The sequence below is a fragment of the Arthrobacter sp. 8AJ genome (genome assembly GCF_902506025.1).
Classification (GTDB): Bacteria; Actinomycetota; Actinomycetes; order Actinomycetales; family Micrococcaceae; genus Arthrobacter.
In genome coordinates, this window is sequence record NZ_LR733289.1 from 1,231,103 (window position 1) to 1,249,690 (window position 18,588).

17 protein-coding genes and 2 tRNA genes are annotated in these 18,588 nt (G+C 67.7%); 12 read left to right on the forward strand and 7 right to left on the reverse strand.

The features are described 5' to 3' along the window. Window positions 1–10: 10 nt before the first annotated feature. The gene (locus tag BACI349Y_RS05700) at window positions 11–1,198 is read right to left on the reverse strand and encodes an SLC13 family permease (RefSeq protein WP_159631263.1); all 1,188 of its coding nucleotides are present in this window, start codon (window positions 1,196–1,198) and stop codon (window positions 11–13) included. Window positions 1,199–1,257: 59 nt separating this feature from the next. Between BACI349Y_RS05700 and BACI349Y_RS05705 the strand changes: the two genes are divergently transcribed. The 5 genes from BACI349Y_RS05705 to BACI349Y_RS05725 are packed head-to-tail and all read left to right on the forward strand — an operon-like array spanning window position 1,258 to window position 6,524. Further along, window positions 1,258–2,643, forward strand: a complete 1,386-nt coding sequence (locus BACI349Y_RS05705) for a cystathionine beta-synthase (protein WP_159631265.1) — start codon at window positions 1,258–1,260, stop codon at window positions 2,641–2,643. 24 nt (window positions 2,644–2,667) lie between these two features. After that, the gene (locus BACI349Y_RS05710) at window positions 2,668–3,831 is read left to right on the forward strand and encodes a cystathionine gamma-synthase (protein WP_159631267.1); all 1,164 of its coding nucleotides are present in this window, start codon (window positions 2,668–2,670) and stop codon (window positions 3,829–3,831) included. Window positions 3,832–3,881: 50 nt separating this feature from the next. Further along, window positions 3,882–4,388, forward strand: coding sequence for a winged helix-turn-helix transcriptional regulator (locus BACI349Y_RS05715; protein WP_159631269.1), 507 nt, complete (start codon window positions 3,882–3,884; stop codon window positions 4,386–4,388). After that, window positions 4,385–5,728 (forward strand): MFS transporter, encoded by a 1,344-nt coding sequence (locus BACI349Y_RS05720; RefSeq protein WP_159631271.1) that lies wholly within the window; start codon window positions 4,385–4,387, stop codon window positions 5,726–5,728. The genes BACI349Y_RS05715 and BACI349Y_RS05720 overlap by 4 nt, the downstream gene beginning before the upstream one ends. Window positions 5,729–5,753: 25 nt before the next feature. Next, entirely contained in the window at window positions 5,754–6,524 is a 771-nt protein-coding gene (locus BACI349Y_RS05725) for an SDR family oxidoreductase (protein WP_159631273.1), read from the forward strand. A gap of 77 nt (window positions 6,525–6,601) precedes the next feature. Here BACI349Y_RS05725 and BACI349Y_RS05730 read toward each other — a convergent pair whose 3' ends face one another. From BACI349Y_RS05730 to BACI349Y_RS05745, 4 genes are read right to left on the reverse strand one after another with little or no spacing between them, the layout of a single operon-like run. After that, window positions 6,602–7,822, reverse strand: coding sequence for an acyl-CoA dehydrogenase family protein (locus BACI349Y_RS05730; RefSeq protein ID WP_414703656.1), 1,221 nt, complete (start codon window positions 7,820–7,822; stop codon window positions 6,602–6,604). Between the two features lie 10 nt (window positions 7,823–7,832). Beyond that, window positions 7,833–9,326 carry an APC family permease gene (locus BACI349Y_RS05735; RefSeq protein WP_159631275.1) on the reverse strand — a complete coding sequence of 498 codons (1,494 nt, stop codon included), beginning with the start codon at window positions 9,324–9,326 and terminating at the stop codon, window positions 7,833–7,835. Then, a complete protein-coding gene (locus BACI349Y_RS05740; RefSeq protein ID WP_159631277.1) occupies window positions 9,323–10,534 on the reverse strand; it encodes a glutathionylspermidine synthase family protein in 1,212 nt (403 codons plus the stop codon). The genes BACI349Y_RS05735 and BACI349Y_RS05740 overlap by 4 nt, the downstream gene beginning before the upstream one ends. Window positions 10,535–10,537: 3 nt before the next feature. Continuing rightward, on the reverse strand, window positions 10,538–11,146 hold the full coding sequence (locus BACI349Y_RS05745; RefSeq protein WP_159631280.1) for a Tat pathway signal protein: 609 nt from the start codon (window positions 11,144–11,146) through the stop codon (window positions 10,538–10,540). A gap of 180 nt (window positions 11,147–11,326) precedes the next feature. Between BACI349Y_RS05745 and BACI349Y_RS05750 the strand changes: the two genes are divergently transcribed. The 5 genes from BACI349Y_RS05750 (at window position 11,327) to yidC (ending at window position 15,813) form a co-directional block, all read left to right on the forward strand. Next, window positions 11,327–11,980 carry an MOSC domain-containing protein gene (locus BACI349Y_RS05750; protein WP_159631282.1) on the forward strand — a complete coding sequence of 218 codons (654 nt, stop codon included), beginning with the start codon at window positions 11,327–11,329 and terminating at the stop codon, window positions 11,978–11,980. Between the two features lie 407 nt (window positions 11,981–12,387). Next, window positions 12,388–14,427 (forward strand): DEAD/DEAH box helicase, encoded by a 2,040-nt coding sequence (locus BACI349Y_RS05755; RefSeq protein ID WP_159631284.1) that lies wholly within the window; start codon window positions 12,388–12,390, stop codon window positions 14,425–14,427. A 300-nt stretch (window positions 14,428–14,727) separates the two neighbouring features. Continuing rightward, window positions 14,728–14,799: transfer RNA gene (locus BACI349Y_RS05760), tRNA-Thr, on the forward strand. Between the two features lie 60 nt (window positions 14,800–14,859). Beyond that, window positions 14,860–14,933: transfer RNA gene (locus BACI349Y_RS05765), tRNA-Met, on the forward strand. A gap of 91 nt (window positions 14,934–15,024) precedes the next feature. Continuing rightward, window positions 15,025–15,813, forward strand: a complete 789-nt coding sequence (yidC, locus tag BACI349Y_RS05770) for a membrane protein insertase YidC (protein ID WP_236560744.1) — start codon at window positions 15,025–15,027, stop codon at window positions 15,811–15,813. Window positions 15,814–15,821: 8 nt separating this feature from the next. Here yidC and BACI349Y_RS05775 read toward each other — a convergent pair whose 3' ends face one another. Further along, window positions 15,822–16,721, reverse strand: a complete 900-nt coding sequence (locus tag BACI349Y_RS05775; protein ID WP_159631288.1) for an SDR family oxidoreductase — start codon at window positions 16,719–16,721, stop codon at window positions 15,822–15,824. After that, entirely contained in the window at window positions 16,718–17,170 is a 453-nt protein-coding gene (locus BACI349Y_RS05780; protein ID WP_159631290.1) for a nuclear transport factor 2 family protein, read from the reverse strand. The genes BACI349Y_RS05775 and BACI349Y_RS05780 overlap by 4 nt, the downstream gene beginning before the upstream one ends. 92 nt (window positions 17,171–17,262) lie before the next feature. On the opposite strand from BACI349Y_RS05780, the gene BACI349Y_RS05785 reads away from it, so the two are divergent. Together BACI349Y_RS05785 and BACI349Y_RS05790 are read left to right on the forward strand one after the other, a co-directional pair. Then, entirely contained in the window at window positions 17,263–17,922 is a 660-nt protein-coding gene (locus BACI349Y_RS05785) for a TetR/AcrR family transcriptional regulator (RefSeq protein WP_159631292.1), read from the forward strand. Between the two features lie 77 nt (window positions 17,923–17,999). Next, window positions 18,000–18,554, forward strand: a complete 555-nt coding sequence (locus tag BACI349Y_RS05790; protein ID WP_159631294.1) for a dihydrofolate reductase family protein — start codon at window positions 18,000–18,002, stop codon at window positions 18,552–18,554. Window positions 18,555–18,588: the final 34 nt, after the last annotated feature.

Consider the following 18,588-nt stretch of genomic DNA (forward strand, 5'->3'; position numbering starts at 1 on the left):
GAGGGCCGGATCAGGGCATCCCGGACACTGCCCACAGAGCCAGGACGGCCAGCGGCACGGTCAGGGCCGCCGCCACCAGCCCCGCCGCTGCGAACCCGCCCCACCTGATGGGCACGTTCAGCACCCGGAGCCGTTCGTGCCACAGCAGCGTGGCCAGCGAGGCCCACGGGGTCACCAGCGGGCCGAGGTTCACCCCGATGAGGAGTGCTGCGAGCCGTGCCGGGGAACCGGTTACCGGCTCCAGCGCCAGGTAGGCGGGGAGGTTGTTGGCAGCATTGGCCGCGCCGGCGCCGAGGCCGGCCAGCTGCAGGAGGGCAGGCAGGCTGTCCCCGGTCCCGGCCACACCCGCCAGCAGGGTGGTGAGGCCGTGCGTGTGCAGGGCCTCCATCAGCATGAACAGCCCCACCGTCAGCATCAGCGGCCGCCAGGGCACCATGGACCACCGCAGAGCAGAGGGCCGGCGCCGGAGGAAGACCGCCACCAGGACGGCGGCGGCGGCCAGTGCCGGATACTGGACCGGCAGTCCGGACACCAGCGCCGGCAGCAGGACCACCAGCGTGATCCCCGCGGCTTTCAGCAGGGTCCGGTCGCGGACAGGATGCGCAGGTTGGGGTCCGTACGTTCCGCGCAGGTCCCGCCGGAACGCCAGCCACAGCAGGGCAAGGGGGACCAGCAGGCCAACCAGGGCCGGAGCCCACACCAGCCCGGCGAAGCGCAAGGGGCTCAGGCCCAGCCGGTCCTGCGCCAGGAGGTTGGTCAGGTTGGACACCGGCAGCAGCAGGGACGCGGTATTGGCCAGCCAGATGCTGGTCAACGCGAACGGCAGCGGCGGGATCCGGGCATGGACGGCCAGCAGGACCACCACGGGTGTGACCAGCACCGCCGTCGTATCCAGGGACAGGAACACCGTGGACACCGTAGCCACAGCCACCACCAGGAGCCACAGCAGGAAGACGCGGCCCCGGCCCAGGGTGGCCAGGCGGTCCGTCACCACCCGGAACAGCCCTGCCTCGTCCACCAGTTCGGTGACCAGGGACATGGCCAGCACGAAGGCCAGGATGGGAATGGTCCGGGACGCCAGGTCCCCGAAGGCGGGAAAGGGCAGCACCCCGGATGCCAGGGTGGCCACGCCCGCTGCCAGGGTTGCGCCGGGCAGCAGGTAGCTGCGGGTGGCTCTCAGCCATGCGAACTGCTTCACCGGCCTATCCTCGCACCCCGGGCGGGGGAGGCAGCGCAGGAAGCGGTAGCTTTGTACCTATGAAGTACGCCCAGTCCATCCTGGACCTCATCGGCAACACCCCGCTCATCAAACTCAACCACGTGACTGAGGGCATCAAGGCCACTGTCCTGGTCAAACTGGAGTACCTGAACCCCGGCGGGTCCATCAAGGACCGCATCGCGGCGCAGATGATCGAGGACGCCGAACGCGAGGGCAAACTGAAGCCCGGCGGCACCATCGTGGAGCCGACCTCAGGCAACACCGGGGTGGGCCTTGCCCTGGTGGCGCAGCAGAAGGGCTACAAGTGCGTCTTCGTGGTCCCGGACAAGGTGGGCGAGGACAAGCGTGCCGTGCTCCAGGCCTACGGCGCGGAAGTGGTGGTCACGCCCACCTCCGTGCCGCCGGACAGCCCGCAGAGCTACTACGGCGTCTCGGACCGGATTACCCGCGAGACCCCGGGCGCCTTCAAGCCGGACCAGTTCTCCAACCCTGCCGCGCCCGGCAGCCACTACAAGACCACCGGTCCGGAGATCTGGCGGGACACCGACGGCAAGGTCACCCACTGCGTCATCGGCGCCGGCACGGGCGGCACCATCACCGGCACAGGCCGGTACCTCAAGGAGGTTTCGGCTGACAGGCCCGAGTCCGACGGCGGCGTGGTCCGGATCATCGGCGCGGACCCCGAAGGCTCGGTCTACTCAGGCGGCACCGGGCGCCCGTACTTCGTGGAGGGCGTCGGCGAGGACATGTGGCCGGCGAACTACGACAAGACCATCCCGGACGACGTCATCGCCGTCTCCGATGCCGACTCGTTTGCCATGACCCGGCGCCTGGCGCGGGAGGAGGGCCTGCTGGTGGGCGGTTCCTCCGGCATGGCCGTAGTAGCCGCGCTCCAGGCGGCCAAGGACCTGCCGGAGAGCGCCGTCGTCGTGGTCATCCTGCCCGACTCCGGCCGCGGCTACCTGGCCAAAATCTTCAACGACCAGTGGATGCGCTCCTATGGGTTCCTCTCCGGCGGCGAGGAAACCTCCGTGGGGGAAGTCATCAAATCCAAGAACGGCGAGCTGCCGGACCTGGTGCACATCCACCCCAACGAATCGGTCCGCGACGTCATCAACATCATGAACGAGTTCGGCGTCAGCCACATCCCGGTCCTCTCGCAGGAACCGCCGGTGGTCATGGGCGAGGTCCTCGGCGCCGTGGACGAACGCACCCTGACCGCCAAACTGTTCCGCGGCGAAGCGAAGCTGACGGACAAGATCTCCGAACACATGGGCCCCAAGCTGCCCGTGATCGGCTCACTGGAAACCATCTCCGCTGCCAGGGAACTGCTCTCTGACACGGACACCCTGATGGTCACGTTCGTGGGCGCGCCGGTGGGCATCCTCACCCGGCACGACCTGCTGGCCTACCTCAGCAACTGATCTGCGTCACCCAAAAGGAGCATCATGACTGCCTCTGAAAACCAGGGTTTCAACACCCGCGCCGTCCACGCCGGCCAGGCCTTCGAGCCGCGCACCGGCGCCGTGGTCCCGCCGCTGCATTTCTCCTCCACGTACGCCCAGGACGGCATCGGCGGCCTGCGCAGCGGCTATGAGTACGGGCGCGGCGGCAACCCGACCCGGGACGCGCTCCAGGAACAGCTCGCGGCACTGGAGCTTGGCACGCACGCCTACAGCTTCAGCTCCGGGCTCGCCGCGGAGGACGCCCTGATCCGCGCACTGACCCGCCCCGGGGACCACATCGTGCTGGGCAACGACGCCTACGGCGGCACCTACCGGCTCATCAGCCGTGTCCTGGGTGACTGGGGGATCGGCAACACCCCGGTGGACATGGCCAACCTGGACAGGGTCCGCCGCGCAGTGGCTGCGCACAAGACCCGGTTCGTTTGGGTGGAGACGCCGTCCAACCCGCTGATGAAGATCACCGACATCGTGGCGCTCGCCGACATTGCGCACGACGCCGGGGCCCTCCTGGTGGTCGACAACACCTTCGCCTCGCCCTACCTGCAGAACCCGCTCGCCCTGGGAGCCGACGTGGTGGTCCATTCCACCACCAAGTACATTGGCGGCCACTCCGACGTGGTGGGTGGCGCCGTCGTGGTCAAGGACGAGGAACTGGCGGAGAAGATCGGCTTCGTCCAGTTCGCGGTGGGGGCCGTGTCCGGCCCCATGGACGCCTTCCTGACGACCCGCGGCCTGAAGACGCTCGGCGTCCGGATGGACCGGCACAGCGAGAACGGCCAGGCCGTGGCCGAGTGGCTGCTGGAGCGCCCCGAGGTTGAGGCCGTCCTGTACCCGGGCCTGCCGGAGCACCCGGGCCACGAGCTCGCCAAAAAGCAGATGCGCAAGTTCGGCGGCATGGTCTCCGTGCAGTTCAAGGGCGGTGAGGCCGCTGCCCGCAAGGTGGCCGAGTCAACGTCCGTGTTCACGCTGGCGGAGTCCCTGGGCGGGATCGAGTCACTGATGAATTACCCGTCCGAGATGACCCACGCGTCCGTCAAGGGCACCGAGCTGGCCGTCCCGGTGAACCTGCTGCGCCTGTCCTGCGGCATCGAGGACAAGGAAGACCTGATCGCAGACCTCGACCAGGCGTTCTCCCACATCCCGTAACGGCAGCCGAATCTCTGGCTTTCTTGAAGAAAGTCAACTAGTGTTCCGGTATGCCTCTTCGATCCGACTGGTCCCAACGCACCTGCAGCATGGCCCGCGGCCTGGACATCCTGGGTGACCCCTGGTCCATCCTGGTCCTGCGCGAGGTCTTCTTCGGCAACGGGCGCTTCGACGCCATGAGGAGCCGGCTGGAAGTGGCGGACTCGGTCCTCACCAAGCGGCTGGCAGGCCTGGTTGAGTCCGGGCTGCTGGAGAAAAGGGCGTACGACGACGGCGGCCGCACCCGCCAGGAGTACGTCCTCACGCCCAAAGGTGAAGACGCCCTCCCGGTCCTGAACGCGGTGACCATCTGGGCCGAGAAGCACTTGCCGGCGCCCTCGGACCAGGCGCATCTCTACGTCATCCATTCCGGCTGCGGAAAAGCCACCAGTTCGGCGGACACCTGCACCGAATGCGGGGAACGGCTCACCGCGGCGAACACCAGCTGGCACAGCCGCGCCCGGTCCGAACAGCCCATCCGGCTGTCCACCGCCTCCGGGAAAGGAACGGCCGCGTGAGCGCCCTGCCCGGGGAAGCGGCGGACACGTCAACGCTGCAGACCCCGCGCGGACCGCGCCGCCGCTTCCACCCCGCCTGGATTGTCGCCGCCGTCGCCTTCCTTGCCCTGGTGGGGGCCGCCGGTTTCCGGGCTGCCCCCGGCGTCCTGATGGTCCCGCTCCAGCAGGAGTTCGGCTGGTCCACCACGGTCCTGTCGGCGGCAGTCAGCATCAACCTCGTCCTCTTCGGCCTGACCGCCCCGTTCGCCGCAGCCCTGATGGAACGGTTCGGCATCCGGGCCGTGACGGCAACGGCCCTGGTCCTGATCGGCATGGGCAGCGCGCTGACGGTGCTGGTGAACCAGTCCTGGCAGATCCTGCTGACATGGGGCCTGCTCATCGGCCTTGGCACCGGCTCCATGGCCCTCGTCTTCGCCGCCACTATCGCCAACACGTGGTTCACCAAGAGCCGCGGACTGGTGATTGGCATCCTCACTGCCGGCAGCGCGGCCGGCCAGCTGGTCTTCCTGCCCTTCATCGCCATGCTCGCGCAGGACCCCGGCTGGCGGCAGGCCTCGCTGCTCATCGCTGCCGGCGCCTTGGCCGTGGTCCCGCTGGTGCTGAAGTTCCTCAAGAACTCGCCTGCCGACGTCGGGGTGCTGCCATATGGTGCTGTGCCGGTCGACGAGGCTCAAGAGGCTGCACCGGTCCAGGACAGCGGACCCCGCACCAACGCTGCCGTCCGCGCCCTCCAGGTGCTGCGGCGCGCCAGCAAGGTCAGGACCTTCTGGGCCCTCGCGGCGGGGTTCGCCATCTGCGGCGCCACCACCAACGGCCTGATCGGCACCCACTTCATCCCCTCCGCGCACGACCACGGAATGCCTGAAACCACTGCCGCGGGCCTGCTGGCCGTCGTCGGGATCTTTGACATCATCGGGACCATCGCCTCGGGCTGGCTGACGGACCGGTTCAACCCCCGCGTCCTGCTGGCCGTCTACTACCAGTTCCGCGGGATCGGCCTGCTGGTGCTTCCGCTGCTGCTGAACGCCGAGGTCCAGCCGAGCATGATCGTGTTCGTAGTGATCTACGGCCTGGACTGGGTGGCCACCGTTCCACCCACGGCAGCCATCTGCCGCGAAACGTTCGGAGCTGACGGCAGCGTGGTCTTCGGATGGGTCTTTGCAGCGCACCAGTTGGGCGCCGCAGCAGCCGCCATCGCCGCCGGGGCCCTCCGGGACGCGACCGGCCACTACACCTACGCCTGGTTCGGCGCGGCCGCGATGTGCACCATCGCCGCCGTCATCAGCGCCACCATCCGCCGGCACCACACCGCGCGGGAAGCGGAGCCCGCAGCGGCCTGAAACGCGGCGCCGCTAGGCTGGTCGGATGGAACCCCTCGCAGCCGCCCCAGCCCGCCCTGTTGCCCTGGTCACCGGTGTGGGCCGGCTGGCCGGCATCGGCGCGGGAATTGCCCGCCAGCTCGCGGCGGACGGCTGGGACCTGGTCCTGTCCTACTGGGCCGACTACGACGCCCGCATGCCGTGGGGGAGCGAACCCGAAGACGTGGTCCGCCTGACCGCGGAGCTGGAAGCCATCGGCGCCCAGGTCCACGTCCTGTCGGCCGACCTGCAGGATCCCGGGGTCCCGGACCGGCTCGTGGCGGAGGCCGCCCAGTTGGCCGGTCCGCTGCAGGGCCTGGTGCTCAGCCATGCCGAGTCGGTGGATTCCGGCGTGCTGGACACCACCATTGAATCCTTCGACCGGCATTTTGCGGTCAACACCCGCGCCAGCTGGCAGCTGATTGCCGCCTTCGCGCGGCAGGCAACGGACGACGGCGGCGCGATCGTTGCGCTGACCAGCGACCACACAGCGTTCAACCTTCCCTACGGCGCCTCCAAGGGCGCCCTGGACAGGATCGTGATTGCCGCAGCCCGCGAGCTGGGACCACAGGGCATCTCCGCGAACGTCCTGAACCCCGGTCCCGTGGACACCGGCTGGATGACCCAGGAAGTGCGTGAAGAGCTCACGGCGCGGCAGCCGGGCGGCCGCCTGGGCACCCCGCCGGACGTTGCCGGGACCGTGGCCTTCCTGCTCTCACCAGCCGGACGCTGGGTCTCCGGGCAGCTGATCAAGTCCGACGGAGGCTTCTCCGCCTGACCACCCCAGCTGGGTAGCGCGAAGTGCCGTTTTGAGGAGTCAAAACGGCACCTCGCGCTACCCAGTTGGGGGAGGGGTCAGTGGAAGGCGTCGAGGCCCGTGACGTGCCGGCCCAGGACCAGGGTGTGCACCTCGTCGGTACCCTCGTAGGTCCGCACTGATTCCAGGTTCGCGGCGTGCCGCAGCGGTGAGTAGTCGGTGGTGATGCCGTTGCCGCCCAGGATGGAGCGGGCCTCGCGGGCGATCCTGATGGCCTCGCGGACGTTGTTCAGCTTGCCCAGCGAGATCTGCTCGGGCCGGATAGTCCCCGCGTCCTTGAGGCGGCCCAGCTGCAGCGCCAGCAGGGTGCCCTTCTGGATCTCCACCAGCATGTCCACCAGCTTCTGCTGCGTGAGCTGGTAGCCCGCCAGCGGCTTGCCGAACTGCAGCCGTCCCAGCGAGTATTCCAGCGCTGCCTCGTACGAATCACGGGCGGCGCCCATGGCACCCCATGCGATCCCGTACCGGGCCTCGTTAAGGCAGGTGAACGGGCCCCGGAGCCCGCGCGCAGCCGGGAGCAGGGCCTCGGGACCCAGCCGGACGTCGTCGAACACCACGTCGCACTGGATGGAGGCGCGCATGGACAGCTTCTGCCGGATGGGCGTGGCCGTCACGCCGGGCGTGCCGGCGGGCACCAGGAAGCCGTGCACGCCGTCGTCCGTCATGGCCCACACCACCATGACGCCGGCCACGGAGGCCAGTCCGATCCAGCGCTTGGTGCCGTTGAGCACCCAGCCGGCGTCGTCCCCGCTGCCGTCCCGGACCGCGGAGGTGGCCATGGAGGCGGGGTCCGAGCCTGCCGTGGGCTCCGTCAGGGCGAAGCACCCGATGACCTCGCCGGCGGCCATCCGGGGCAGCCACTCCTGCTTCTGCTCCTCGGAGCCCCAGGTGTGGACGGCGGTCATGGCCAGCGAACCCTGGACGGACACGAACGTGCGGATGCCGGAGTCCCCGGCTTCCAGTTCCATGGCTGCCAGGCCGTACTCGACGGCGGACCGGCCCGGGCAGCCGTAGCCCTCCAGGTGCATCCCCAGGACGCCCAGCTCACCCAGTTCCGCCGCCAGCTCCAGGGGGAAGACGGCGTCCTCGTACCAGCGGGCGATCTCCGGCTTGATCCGCTGGTGGGTGAAGTCGCGGACTTTCTGCCGGAGCTCCAGTTCCTCCGCTGACAGCAGGGAGTCGAGGTCCAGGATGTCGGACGGGCCCGCGGTCACGGCTTCACCGCGCATCTCATCACGGGGCATCTCTTCAGCAGTCATTTTTTACCCGTCATTTCTTTACCAGGAAGTAGCCGCGGGTGGCGGGCAGGAACCGGCAGACAGCGGCGAGCACCACGCCGAGCGCCAGCAGCACCACACCGCTCACGAAGGCACCGCCGACGCCGAAGATCCGGGTATCGCCGTACGCCGGGTCCCACATCTGGACGGCCGAGATGAAGAACGCGGAGGTCAGCAGCAGCGCGCCCGCGAGCGGGAGGATGCCGCGGAACCAGAGGTTGCGGGCCGAGTCCCTGAGCGTTCCGCGAAAGTACCAGAAGCAGGCGAAGCCGGTCAGGGCGTAGTAGAACGCGATAAAAAGGCTGATGGCGCTGATGGAGTCCGCCAGCAGATTTTCACTGAGGAAGCTCATGGCCACGTAGTAGGCGGCCGCGGCGGCACCCATCACCTTGGTGGAAAAACCAGGGGTCTGGTTGCGCGGGTGCACCTCGCCGAACTTCGCCGGCAGGGCGCCGTGCACGCCCATGGACAGGGTGCCGCGGGCGGTCGGCAGGATGGTGGTCTGCGTGGAGGACAGGACGGAGGCGAGGACCGCGACGACGATCAGCCAGCCCCACGGCCCCAGGACCACATCCTTCATGGCCAGGAACACGTCGTCCTGGTTGGCCTCATTGCCCAGGCCGATGCCCTCGGACCCCACGGTGGCGTACATCATCACCAGCAGCGCCACCGAAACGTAGATGGCCACCAGCACGAAAGCGGAGATGACCGCGCCCCGGCCCGGCGTCTTGGACGGGTCCTCGGTTTCCTCATTGACCGCCAGGCAGGTGTCCCAGCCCCAGTAGATGAACAGGGCAAGGAGGGCGCCGTGCACCACGGCGCCGGGGTCGGCAAAAGCGCCCACCGGATTGAACCATTCGAAGTCGAAGGCCTGGCCCTCGGGCGCCCCGCCGACGATCCGCATGACGATGGCCAGCGCAAAGATGCCCAGCGCAATGTACTGGACATACGTGAGGACGCGCTGGACGTGCTCGCCCAGCCTGATCCCGCGGTAGTTCACCAGGGTCATCAGCACGATGAACAGCAGGCCGGTTCCGGTGACCAGCAGCTTGTTCTGTGCCAGTGACCCGTCGCCCATCAGCAGCCACAGGTACTGGCCCGCCACCTGCGCCAGGTTGGCCAGGACCACGATCCCGGCCAGCGCCACGCCCCAGCCGCCCAGCCAGCCGGCCCAGGGGCCGAAGGCCTGCCGGGACCAGGTGAACGTGGTGCCGCAGTCAGGAATGGCGCTGTTGAGCTCGCGGAAGGCGTAGGCGATGAAGAGGACGGGGATGAAGCCCAGCAGCAGGATCAGGGGAGTGTAGTTGCCGTTGACGGCAACAATCAGGCCCAGGGTGGCAGCGAGCGAGTACACCGGGGCGGTAGAGGCCAGCCCCAGCATCACGGAGTCGCCCAGGTCCAGGATCCCGGCCCGCAGACCCTTGGCCGGCACCGGGGTGCCGGCCCCGCGGCCCTGGCTTCCCGCCGTCGAAATGTCCGTGCTCATAAGGTGATTCCTGCCTTGGTGGAGTCAGCCACCGCCGAAAGCGGCGCCGGCGCGTCAATGGTGTTGGGCACAAAGCGGCAGAAGTAGTCCGTGACCGGCCCGTCCGATTCGCGGATGCCGCAGCCCACGGACTCGCCGTCCACCACCCACAGGCCCAGGACCGGACGGTTGCCGTCGAAGTCCGGCAGCGGGTGGTACTGCTGGTAGCACCAGCCCTCCCGGCCGTACCCGCCGGGCTGCTCCAGCTTGAGGCCGTCCGCGTGGATGCGGATGTTGTCGCCCTCACGGCCATGCAGGGGCTTGGCCACCCATTCCTTCAGCGGCCCCGGGTCCGTGAGGTACGCCGGCAGCAGGTTGGGATGGTTGGGGTAGAGGTGCCACAGTGCGGCGAGCAGGGCCTTGTTGGAGAGCAGCATTTTCCAGGCCGGTTCAACCCAGCGGGGGTTGTGGGACCGTTCCAGGAGGCGGGGGCCGAACTCCTCCTTCATCATCAGCTCCCAGGGGTAGAGCTTGAAGATGGTGCTGATCATGAAGTTGTCCAGGTCCACGAAGCGGTTCAGGTTGGGGTCCCACCCGATATCGGACATGTTGATGCCGATGGTGGTCCATCCGGCCTGGCTGGCGACGTCGCGCATGTAGGCGGCGGTCATCCAGTCCTCCCCGGATTCCTCAACCTCCGAATGGGCCACGTGCAGCGTGCTCATTCCCGTGCGGTACTGGAACTTCTTCCACTGCCGGATCAGGGCCTCGTGGATGCCGTTCCACTGGTCCTTTTCCGGGTGGACGTCCTGCAGCCAGAACCATTGGGCCACAGCGGCCTCGATGAGCCCGGTGGGGGTGTCCGCGTTGTATTCGAGCATCTTGGCGGGACCGCCCTGGCCGTCGTAGATGAAGTCGAACCGGCCGTACACGTCCACGTCGCCGGCCTGCAGGGATTCCGCTGCCAGCTCCAGGGCCTGGGGTCCGATGCCGATGCTGCCCATGGCGCCGGTGGCCAGGAACTTCGCCGCCTCCAGGCACATCCGGTGCATGTCCTCGGCGGCGAGCTCGAGGGTTTCCACCTCGTCCATGGTGAACTCGTAGTACGCCGATTCGTTCCAGTACTCGATCCTGCGCCCGTCATCCATGGTGGTGGTGGAAAAGACCAAGCCCTGCTCTTCGATCTTCTGCTTCCAGCCCGGCCGGGGCTCAGACAACAACCGTTTCATCCCTCAGCCTCCCGAGACCTTGCCGCCGCCGCCGCTTGAACCGCTCTTGGCGCTTGAACCGAACCCGCCACGGCTGACCGTGCCGCCCTTGCTGCTGTAACCCGTGGATGCCTTGGCGCCAGTGGGGATGCTGCGCGTGAAGTTGGGTGCGGTGGACCTGTTCTGGCCGATGGGCGGAACGCTCGCCCCGCGGGAGTAGAAGTACCAGGCGTAGATGCCGCCACCGCGGCCGGCGGAACTGTCGCAGTTGGTGTCCGCCACGCGCTCGCCGGTTTCGTCGTTGAAACAGACCTGTGCGTACTCGGGGTCATCCTCATTGCTGGCCACCACCGCCGTGATGGTGCCGGCCAGGAGCGCGGTCACACCGAGGCCCACCACCACGGTGCGCCGCTGCGAGCGCTTCTTGCGGGCAGCGGCCTGGTCGAGCTGCTTCTCCCGCTCGCGTGCAAACGGATCCACGGGGGTGACGGGTTCGTTGAGCAGTTCGGGACGCAGGTCCGGCTTGGGGACCTGCCAGGGCGGTGGCTTGGCGGTGCTGCCGGCGCCAGTGCTTCCGTCAGGTGCAGGCCCGGTCTCCGGCTCCTCTTTTGGGTCTTTCTGGTTCGAGTCCACGGCGTCCCCCTCAAATTCGTCACGCGATGTGGGCACAGCACTGCACCCCCAATGCAAGTCTCGAATCAGCGTAGTCCCTGCCGGTGCCGCCTGCGAGCAGGAACGCACTGCGGCAACGGGGGAGAAGTGCCCATGGTTCGGACCTGCAGGCGCGTCCCGCGGAAACCCTAGACTGATGCCATGGAATCAGGTTCTGTCCTTGCCGTCTGCCGCGTCCACCAACTCCTGGGGGATGCGGGCAGCGTGGGCGTCACGGCCATCGACAAGCGCCCAGCGAATGGTCCGGTCAAGGTGCACAAGCTGGGCCTGCGCGGGGATATCCAGGCCAACAGGGCCCACCACGGCGGGGAGGACCAAGCCGTCTACGCCTATTCCCAGGCCGACGCCGACTACTGGGCCGAGGCCCTGGGGCGGGAGGTACCCCCGGGCTTCTTCGGCGAGAATTTGCGGGTGTCCGGCATCGAGGCCACCCACGCGGTCATCGGGGAGCGCTGGATGGTGGGCTCCGGCGTCGAACTGGAAGTCACCTCCCCGCGCACGCCCTGCGCCACGTTCCAGCGGCGCATGAAGGAACCACAGTGGGTGAAGCGCTTCACCGACGAAGGACGGGTGGGGACCTACCTGCGCGTCCTCCGCACCGGCAGCATCCAGGCTGGCGACACCATCGAGCGCACGTTCGTCCCGCGCCACGGCGTCACCATTGGCCAGTGGTTCAGTGAGCCGGACGCGGGCATCATTGCAGCCCTCCGCGGAGCAGAGGCCGACGGCGAGATCCGGCTCCAGGACGAGTACCACACCAAGTTTGAGGCACTGCTGCGGCGGCTGGGACGGTAGCACCGCCCGGCCCCACGGCCATGCGGCGGGCTGTGTGCGCAAGCTCACCCGCCGTCGTCGGCTGTTCAATTTCCGGTCCGCGGCGTCCGTGCCCTACACTTGAAACATCCCCCACTCCGGAAATCCCTTTTTCCTGCCCAATTCTTGAGGCAGGACTGGCAAGTGTTGGGGCCCGCGCAAGCGATGCGGGCATTTTCATAGGGAGAGCCGGCTAAAGAAAACGCTGTACAGACTGCTGGGATAGCAGCCAAGAGATGCAGCGCGAAGTCCTGCCACGGGATTGCGAAAGCGCCGGACTTCTGTGACCGGCCGGTCAACGTTTGCCCGGCATCATCGGCACGTGTACTGCGGCTCCGCTCACCTCGGGTAGTGCCGCCTGGCCCCCTATGGATGAGGAATATCTCTCTATGCCCGAAAATCAGAACGAAACCACTGCTGTTGTCGAGGATGCCCCCGTGGCTGCCGCTGAGGCTCCCGTAGCCGCTCCCGCCGCCGAGGCTCCCGCAACGGACGCCCCCGCCGCCGACGCTGACGAAAACACCGTCAAGTTCGCCGACCTCGGCATCGATGGCCGCGTCCTGGCCGCCCTGCAGGATGTCGGGTACGAAAAGCCGTCCCCCATCCAGGCAGCCACCATCCCGCTGCTGCTTGAAGGCCGCGACGTGGTGGGCCTGGCGCAGACCGGTACCGGCAAGACTGCAGCATTCGCAGTGCCGGCACTGTCCCGCCTGGCAGAGCTCCACGACCTCAACGGCCCGTCCCGCAAGACCCAGGCCCTGGTCCTGGCCCCCACCCGCGAGCTGGCCCTCCAGGTTGCCGAGGCCTTCACCTCCTACGCCAAGCACATCGATGACTTCACCGTGCTGCCCGTCTACGGCGGCTCCGCCTATGGTCCCCAGCTGGCCGGCCTGCGCCGCGGCGCCCAGGTGGTTGTGGGTACCCCTGGCCGCGTGATCGACCACATCTCCAAGGGTTCCCTGGACCTGTCCGAACTGCAGTACCTGGTGCTGGACGAGGCCGACGAGATGCTGCGCATGGGCTTCGCCGAAGACGTGGAGCAGATCTTCCAGCAGACCCCCGAGGACCGCCAGGTTGCCCTGTTCTCGGCCACCATGCCCAGCCAGATCCGCCGGATGTCCAAGCAGTACCTGAACGATCCCGCCGAGATCTCGGTCAAGACCAAGACCTCCACGGGCACCAACATCCGCCAGCGCTACCTGCAGGTCATGGGCCCGCACAAGCTGGACGCGCTGACCCGCATCCTTGAGGTGGAGGAGTTCGACGGCGTCATCGCCTTCGTGCGCACCAAGATGGCCACCGAGGACCTGGCTGACAAGCTGAAGTCCCGCGGCTTCCAGGCTGCCGCCATCAACGGCGACATCCCGCAGCAGCAGCGTGAACGCACTGTTGACGCGCTGAAGGAAGGCCGCATCGACATCCTGGTGGCCACCGACGTTGCTGCCCGCGGCCTGGACGTGGAGCGCATCAGCCACGTGGTCAACTACGACATCCCGCACGACACCGAGTCCTACGTGCACCGGATCGGCCGTACCGGCCGCGCGGGCCGCAACGGTGACGCGATCCTGTTCATGACGCCGCGGGAGAAGTACCTGCTGCGCGCCATCGAAAAGGCCACTCGCCAGCCGGTGGAGCAGATGCACCTGCCGACCGCCGAGACCGTGAACACGCTGCGCCTTGGCAAGTTCGCCGAGCGCATCACCGAGACCCTCGAATCCGAGGACGTCTCGATGTTCCGCGACCTGATCGCCTCCTACGAGGAGGAGCACAAGGTGCCGGCAGCAGAAATCGCTGCGGCACTGGCCGTCATGGCCCAGGGCGGGCAGCCGCTGCTGGTCAAGGAACTGCCCGCCGCACCCGAGTTCCAGAAGCGCGAACGCTCCAAGGACGGGTTCGGTTCGCGCGGGCCGACCCGTGCACTGACCGAGGGCAACGCCACCTACCGCATCGCGGTGGGCCGCCGCCAGCGGGTCATGCCCGGCTCGATTGTGGGCGCCATCGCCAACGAGGGCGGCATCTCCTCCGCGCAGATCGGCGGCATCGACATCCGTTCGGACCACTCCCTGGTGGAGCTGCCCGCGGACTTGACCCCCGAGCAGCTGCGCGCCCTGTCCCGCACCCGGATCGGCGGCGAGCTGATCCACCTCGAACTGGACAACGGCCGCAAGCCCTCCGGCGACCGTGGCGCCTACCAGGGCAACCGCGGCGGCAACTTCAAGGGCAACGGCGGGTTCAAGAAGGAATTCCGCAAGAACGACGGCGAGCGGACCTCCGCTGACCGCGGCGGCCGTTCGTACAGCGAGCGTTCAGAGCGGTCCTTCAGCGACCGCGGTGATTCCCGCTTCGCCGGCCACGGCGACGGCTCCCGCAAGCCCCGCAGCGGCGGCGACAGCGGCCACCGCGAGTTCAACCGCAAGGGCAAGTGGTAAACACTTCCGCGCGTTGAGGGATTGACGATGGCGATGGGCCGGCTTTCGAGCCGGCCCATCGGCATTTAAGTCGAAGCCGAATGTGGGGCTGGACACATTCCCGCCGCGGAATGTACTCAACAGGCCTCTGGAAGGCCCTTCCCGGCGTCGGCCGCTCCGCTGTCCATGCCCCTCCAGCCCCGGAATTCCGCGGAAAATGCCGCTTTGGCGGTACTGGCAATGGGTGCCATTCCAGGCGCAGGGAGGGCCTGGACGCCGATTTGTTGGTGCGTAAATCTTCCGGTAGAGTATTTACTCGTTGCCCCCCTAGCTCAGTGGTAGAGCGCGTTCTTGGTAAGAACGAGGTCACCGGATCGATTCCGGTGGGGGGCTCTGAATGAGGGCCTGCGTCAAGGCGGTTTGACCGGCTTGACGCAGGTTTTTCTCATTCGTGGCGGTGTAGCTCAGTTGGTTAGAGCGCACGACTCATAATCGTGAGGTCGGGAGATCGAGCCTCCCCACCGCTACAGGCTAAGCCCCCTGGATCGAATGATCCCGGGGGCTTTCCTGTACCCGGGATCCGCAGTAGCTTGGCAGCAACTGCGGACGGGGGAATCGGTGGACTTTCTGGCGGCGGTGATGGAGCCGTTCCGGTGGCTGGTGTCCGTCATCATGGTGGCTTTCCACGACGGCCTCGGCGCGGCGGGAATGCCGCCGGGGGACGGGTGGACCTGGACGCTGTCCATCGTCGGGCTGGTGCTGGTGATCCGCGCCGCGCTGGTTCCGGTATTCCTGGCCCAGGTCCGGGCCCAGCGCCGGATGCGGCTCCTGCAACCGGACCTGAAGGAGCTCCAGGACAAGTACAAGGGCCGGACGGACCAGGCCTCGCGGCAGGCCCTGGCCCAGGAACAGATGGCCCTGTACAGGAAGCATGGCACCAACCCGTTCTCGGCATGCCTGCCGCTGCTGATCCAGGCGCCATTCTTCCTGGCCCTCTTCCAGGTGCTGTCCGGGATCACCAGTGCCGCGCGGCAGGACCAGGGCATTGGCGCGCTGGGCAGGGACCAGGTGGTCCAGTTCGATTCCTCCAGCATTCTTGGAGCTCCGCTGTCCGCCTCGCTGCTGCACGGCGGCGGTGACCCCACCGCCGTTGCGGTGCTCGCCGTCGCCATGATCCTGGTGATGATTGCCTGCCAGTTCCTCACCCAGAAGCTGGTGGCGGCACGGACCATGGCCGGGCAGGACCTTGACAGCCCGCTGATGCGCCAGCAGCGGATCCTCCTGTATGTCCTGCCCTTGATCTTCGGCGTGGGCGGGATCTTTTTCCCCATCGGCGTCCTGGTCTACTGGACGGTCTCCAACCTGTGGACCCTGGGCCAGCAATCCCTGGTGTCGCGCCGGCCCTGAGCGCCCCGTCAGCGGCCGGACAACGCCTGCGCCTGCTCCTTGAGGAAGTCGCTGACGGACTTCGGGTCGATCCCGCGCCGGCGGAGGGGCGTGTCATCCCAGGTGGCCACCTCGATGTCCGAGGACAACCCGGCGCCCAGTGCGGAAGCCATGGCGTCGTTCCTGCGCCGCAGCATGAGCGTGGCCACCCGCGCCACGGGGCGTGGCATGCGCTGCACCTTCATCGGGTGGTGGGCCAGTTCCCCTGCCAGTGCAATAATCTCTTTCTTGCTCAGCGGCTCAGGTCCGCCCACGTCAATCTGTAACGGCGGATCGGGCTCCAGCGCCACGGCGGCGAGGAGGGCGGCAATATCCCCGGTGGACACCAGCCGGCGGCGGTTGTCGCCCTTGCCGATGACGGCTGCCTTTCCCGCCGCGAGGTCGAACCGGGCGGCGCGGCTGAGCTGGACTTCCTGCAAGCCGTCGGAGCGGACCACCACGGCCCGCATGGGGGAGCCCGCCAGCCGCCGTTCAATGGCGAGCTTGGCCTGTTCCAGTGGGGTCCGGAGGCTGGCGCTGCCGATGGGGAAGGACAGGTAGACAAAGCGCTGCACGCCGGCGGCCTCCGCAGCGTCGATGAGGTGGCCCATGCCCACCTCGTCGACGTCCCGAATGGTGGCGGAACTGGTCCCCGCGAGCCGGCGGCTTATCGCCGTCGCCGTGGCAACCACGGTTTGGACGCCCTCGCACGCGGGCGGCAGCGTGGCAGGCTCGGTGAGGTCTCCGCGCGCAACTTCCGCGCCGATCGCCCGGAGTGGCGAATCGTCGGTGGTGCGCCGGACCAGGCAGCGGACATCCTGCCCTGATTCACGCAGCAGCCGTGCCACCCGGCCGCCCAGGTCACCCGTGGCTCCGACCAGGAGGATCATGGCCTTGCTCCTTCCGTTCCTGCTCCGGTGACGGCCTGGACGGCGGCATTCACGTCCGCCGTGTCCCTTTCGACAGGCTCCAGGTAGAACCTCACGGCCGCTATCCGGTCGTTGCGGAGGCTGAAGATGGCGACGCCGGCCTGCTCGACGGCGGTGCCGTCCAGGCGGCTGCCATGTGACCCCCATTCGACCCATACGTTTCCGCCGGTACCGGTTGCCGAGTCCAGCACTGTGACGGTCATGTCCGGGATCCCCGCGAACAGTGCGGACCAGTTCTTCCGCACCTGTGAGCTTCCGGTGAAGCTGCGGGCGGGGTGGTTGGGGGTGATGTTGACGTAGTCGTCGGCGAACTCGGCCACCAGGGCATCGAGGTCGCGCCGCTGTGTCGCGGAAAACATTCGGCGAACAGGGCCGTCGGGGAGGCGGTCCACGCCGTTTGGCGTGTCCATGGAAATGCTCCTTGGTGCCTCGCGGGGCGAGGCTGTGACCTGTTAGATTAATTTCAATACAGTGAACTGTATTGATTGGAGTTTAAGACCGCATGCAGAGCCCAGTCAATGCCTCCGGCAAACGCCCCGCCAAGCGGAGTTATGACGCCCGGCGGCGCCGGCAGCTGGCCGCGGAGTCGCTGCACAGCGTCCGTGCGCACGCCCGGGAACTGTTCCTTGCGCAAGGATTTGGTGCGACCACCATTGCGGAGATTGCGCGCGCTGCCGGCGTATCCGCCGAGTCGGTCTACAAGAACTTCGGCAGCAAGGCGGGGCTGGTCCGCGCCATCTACGAGGAGAGCCTCCTCGGTGCGGGCGGTCCGCCGGCGGAGCAGAGGTCTGATCTGGCCCAGGCGACGGAAACGGATCCGGCACGGCTGATGGAGCGGTTCGGCCGGTTCACCACGGAGATCAGTCCCATCGGCGCCCCGGTCTACCTCCTCATCAGGGACGCGGCGGCCAGCGGGGACGCTTCCATGGCCGCACTGCTGCGGGATGTGGACGAGGCCCGTTACCGCCGGATGCTGCACAATGCGCGGCAGCTGGTGGGCAGGGGGCTCCTCAAGCCCGGACTTACCACGGCCGAAGCTGCCGACGTCATGTTCACCTCCACCGCCGCCGAACTTTACGAGACCTTGGTGATCAAGCGGGGATGGTCCGCCGACCGCTACGGCACGTTCATCGCCAGGACCCTGGCAGCGAACCTGCTCTGACCCGGCCAGGGCGCCTGCCGGCCGCAAACCTCCCGGCATGGCTGTTCCGCGAAGGGTTGGACCGGCAGAATGGGCCCATGGCGCAGCTGATCTACTCCGCAATCATGTCCATCGACGGCTACACGGCAGACAGGGATGGCAACTTCAACTGGTCCGCTCCGGATGAGGAAGTCCACGCCTTCATCAATGACATGGAACGGGACGTCGGCACGTACCTCCTGGGCCGCCGGATGTATGAGGTGATGTCGGTCTGGGAAACCATGGACACCCGGGATGAGCCGCCGGTCATCCAGGACTACGCCCGCATCTGGCAGGGGGCGGACAAGGTGGTCTACTCGACCACGCTGGACACGCCCAGTACCTCGAAAACCCGCCTTGAGCGGCAGTTCCTCCCGGAAACCGTGCGGGACCTCAAAAAGGACAGCGGCCGGGACATCAGCATCGGCGGCCCCACCCTCGCGGCACACGCCCTCAAAGCCGGGCTGGTGGACGAATGCCGGCTGTTCATTAATCCGGTGGCCGTCGGCGGCGGCCTGCGCTTCCTGCCGGACGGGCTGCAGGCACGGCTGGAGTTACTGGAGGACCACCGGTTCGGCAACGGGGTGGTGTACCTGCGTTACCGTGCCCGCTGAACCGCTGCCGTCCCGGCCCGTGGCTGCACCGCGA

Coding starts and splice junctions, on each gene's coding strand:
- BACI349Y_RS05705 (WP_159631265.1), top strand. CDS start 1,258: ATGAAGTACGCCCAGTCCATCCTGGACCTCATCGGCAACACCCCGCTC.
- BACI349Y_RS05710 (WP_159631267.1), top strand. CDS start 2,668: ATGACTGCCTCTGAAAACCAGGGTTTCAACACCCGCGCCGTCCACGCC.
- BACI349Y_RS05715 (WP_159631269.1), top strand. CDS start 3,882: ATGCCTCTTCGATCCGACTGGTCCCAACGCACCTGCAGCATGGCCCGC.
- BACI349Y_RS05725 (WP_159631273.1), top strand. CDS start 5,754: ATGGAACCCCTCGCAGCCGCCCCAGCCCGCCCTGTTGCCCTGGTCACC.
- BACI349Y_RS05730 (WP_414703656.1), bottom strand. CDS start 7,822: ATGACTGCTGAAGAGATGCCCCGTGATGAGATGCGCGGTGAAGCCGTG.
- BACI349Y_RS05735 (WP_159631275.1), bottom strand. CDS start 9,326: ATGAGCACGGACATTTCGACGGCGGGAAGCCAGGGCCGCGGGGCCGGC.
- BACI349Y_RS05740 (WP_159631277.1), bottom strand. CDS start 10,534: ATGAAACGGTTGTTGTCTGAGCCCCGGCCGGGCTGGAAGCAGAAGATC.
- BACI349Y_RS05750 (WP_159631282.1), top strand. CDS start 11,327: ATGGAATCAGGTTCTGTCCTTGCCGTCTGCCGCGTCCACCAACTCCTG.
- BACI349Y_RS05755 (WP_159631284.1), top strand. CDS start 12,388: ATGCCCGAAAATCAGAACGAAACCACTGCTGTTGTCGAGGATGCCCCC.
- BACI349Y_RS05775 (WP_159631288.1), bottom strand. CDS start 16,721: ATGATCCTCCTGGTCGGAGCCACGGGTGACCTGGGCGGCCGGGTGGCA.
- BACI349Y_RS05780 (WP_159631290.1), bottom strand. CDS start 17,170: ATGGACACGCCAAACGGCGTGGACCGCCTCCCCGACGGCCCTGTTCGC.
- BACI349Y_RS05785 (WP_159631292.1), top strand. CDS start 17,263: ATGCAGAGCCCAGTCAATGCCTCCGGCAAACGCCCCGCCAAGCGGAGT.
- BACI349Y_RS05790 (WP_159631294.1), top strand. CDS start 18,000: ATGGCGCAGCTGATCTACTCCGCAATCATGTCCATCGACGGCTACACG.